The following is a 2,144-nucleotide window of genomic DNA, read 5'->3' as shown; positions in this document are numbered from 1 at the left end:
GCTGGCCTTCGTACTGCGCCGCCAGTTTCCAGAGCGGCGTTTCTTTGCCCGCGTCGTAGCGCAACATTCCCAGCGCACTCTTAAACGGAACCGTGGTCTCAGGGAGCGTGAGCACAGGCAGGACGGGCTGAAGGTATCTTCCGGGTAGCCCGAGCGTGTCCAGACGAACCTCACGGTCGCCGAAGAATGAGACGGGCTGGTCGTCAATTCGAATGACCTCGATCATCCCGCCGCCCGTGGAAATGGCGTGGAGCGTGTGCGACTCACCATCGTTTGAAAGCGTCAGGCGGTAGGTATTGGGGTGCGGGTCGCCCACATCCACCGTCTCGATGCAGAGTTCAATTCCGGCATCGCGCAGTGCTATTGCTGAATCCGGCAGGCGCTCATCGGCAGCGTCCCAGCCCAGCAAACCGCCAAAGAGGCCCATGTCCGAGCCCTGGCTGGCGTGCGTGGTCGGTAGCGAGCCGCTGCGATCAAACTCTACCAGCACGCGCTCAATCTTGCCGCCCATTAAGTCCCGCGCCAGCCGCCCGATCCGAAGCGCCGCCGCACAGTGCGAGCTAGAAGGCCCGCGCATCACGGGGCCGAGGACATCGTTGAAAATACTCACGAGCATGGTCTACTGGGCCTTTTCCAGAGCTTGTTTCACGTAGGCATCCCACTGCGCCTGCCAGAGAGCGGCCATTTCTTTCACGCGCTCCGGGTATTTTGCCGCCAGGTTCTCGGTCTCCGCGCGGCTCTCCTTGAGGTTATAAAGCTCCCACGGGCTGTCTTTCCCTGCCGCGACAATCTTCCAGTCTCCGACCCGTAGGGCGCGATTTCCCTCGTGTGCCCACCAGAGCGAGTCGTGGGTGAGGCCACTGTCGGCGGCAAAGAGAGGAATCAGGCTCTTTCCCGGCGCGGCGTGGCCCAGCGGTGCCGTTTCGCCTGCCAGTGCTAAGATTGTCGGCACCACGTCCACTAGGTGCGTGGGCGTTGTCCGAAGCGCGTTCTTCACGGAGATCCCTTTGGGCCAGCTTACGATGAGCGGGGTGGAGATCCCCCCCTCATGCACCCAGGTCTTGTGGCGACGGAGCGGGGTATTACACAGACTCGACCAGCCGGGGCCGATGCTTAGGAAAGTCCCGTCGGCGCCCATGGGAAGTGCGAGATCGTGGCCATCGCCGCGCACCATCATCTCCGCGCTGGCCCCGTTGTCGGAGAGAAAGAGCACAAGGGTGTTGTCGGTCGCGCCCATTGCTTTGACTTGCGCCAGCACCCGCCCGATTTCTTTGTCCATCCGATCCACCATCGCGGCGTGGATCGCCATCTTGGTGGCTTGAAAAGCTTTCTGCTCTTTCGTCAGCAAGTCCCACGCCACGGGCCGATTGACCTCACTTGGCCCGAGCTTCTTGATCGCCTCAGGAAACGCATACGGCGGCCCGACCTCGCGCTCGATCTCGGAGAGCTTGCTGGCCCCGATCCCGAGCTTCTGCTGCTTCTTGTAGCGCACCTCGCGGAGCGCGTCCCAGCCTTTGATATACGCTTCTTTGTAGCGGGCAATATCATCCGGTGGCGCTTGAACCGGAAAGTGTGGCGACGTGAACGCAAGATAGGTAAAGAACGGCTGGCTCTTGTACTGCGTGTCGTGCTCTTTGAGGCACTGGATCGCATGGTCGGCGATATAGGTGGTTGAGTAGTACCCACTCTTAGGATCAACCGGCGCGAGGGGCTTGTCGTCAAGCGTGTGGAGATTGGGCGCGAAGTATCTATCATGGTCATCGAGGCTGTAGCTGTGGTCGAAGCCATTTTGCAGGGGCCTGCCATCAATGTGCCACTTCCCCGAGTGGTAGGAACGGTAGCCAAGGCTTTTTAGTCGTGTCGAGAGCAGAGGAGCCCACTCGGGGCGCACGCCGCCGTTGCCACTCTTAATACCCGGCACCGAGTCGCGGCGCACCTGCTGGGCGTAGTAACCCGTGAGCAGTCCCGCCCGGCTCGGCCAGCAGCGCGCGGTGTTATAAAACTGCGTAAAACGCAGGCCGTTTTTCGCGAGGCTGTCCAGGTTCGGGGTCTTGATCTCGCTCCCGTAGCAGCCCAGATCCGACCAGCCCATGTCATCGGCGAGGATGAGCACCACATTGGGTTTCTTCACGATATTCATGGTT

1 protein-coding gene and 1 pseudogene are annotated in these 2,144 nt (G+C 61.1%); both read right to left on the bottom strand.

The window, feature by feature from the left end:
* A pseudogene (locus tag ACH2EH_RS04630) lies at positions 1–616 on the bottom strand (serine dehydratase); the annotation flags it as partial.
* A 3-nt stretch (positions 617–619) separates the two neighbouring features.
* A complete protein-coding gene (locus ACH2EH_RS04625) occupies positions 620–2,140 on the bottom strand; it encodes an arylsulfatase (protein ID WP_395139409.1) in 1,521 nt (506 codons plus the stop codon).
* Positions 2,141–2,144 lie beyond the last annotated feature (4 nt).

The sequence above is a fragment of the Armatimonas sp. genome (genome assembly GCF_043760365.1).
Classification (GTDB): Bacteria; Armatimonadota; Armatimonadia; order Armatimonadales; family Armatimonadaceae; genus Armatimonas.
The sequence above is the reverse complement of the archived record's forward strand: the minus strand, read 5'-3'. Positions and strand labels throughout refer to the sequence as shown.

Coding starts and splice junctions, on each gene's coding strand:
- ACH2EH_RS04625 (WP_395139409.1), bottom strand. CDS start 2,140: ATGAATATCGTGAAGAAACCCAATGTGGTGCTCATCCTCGCCGATGAC.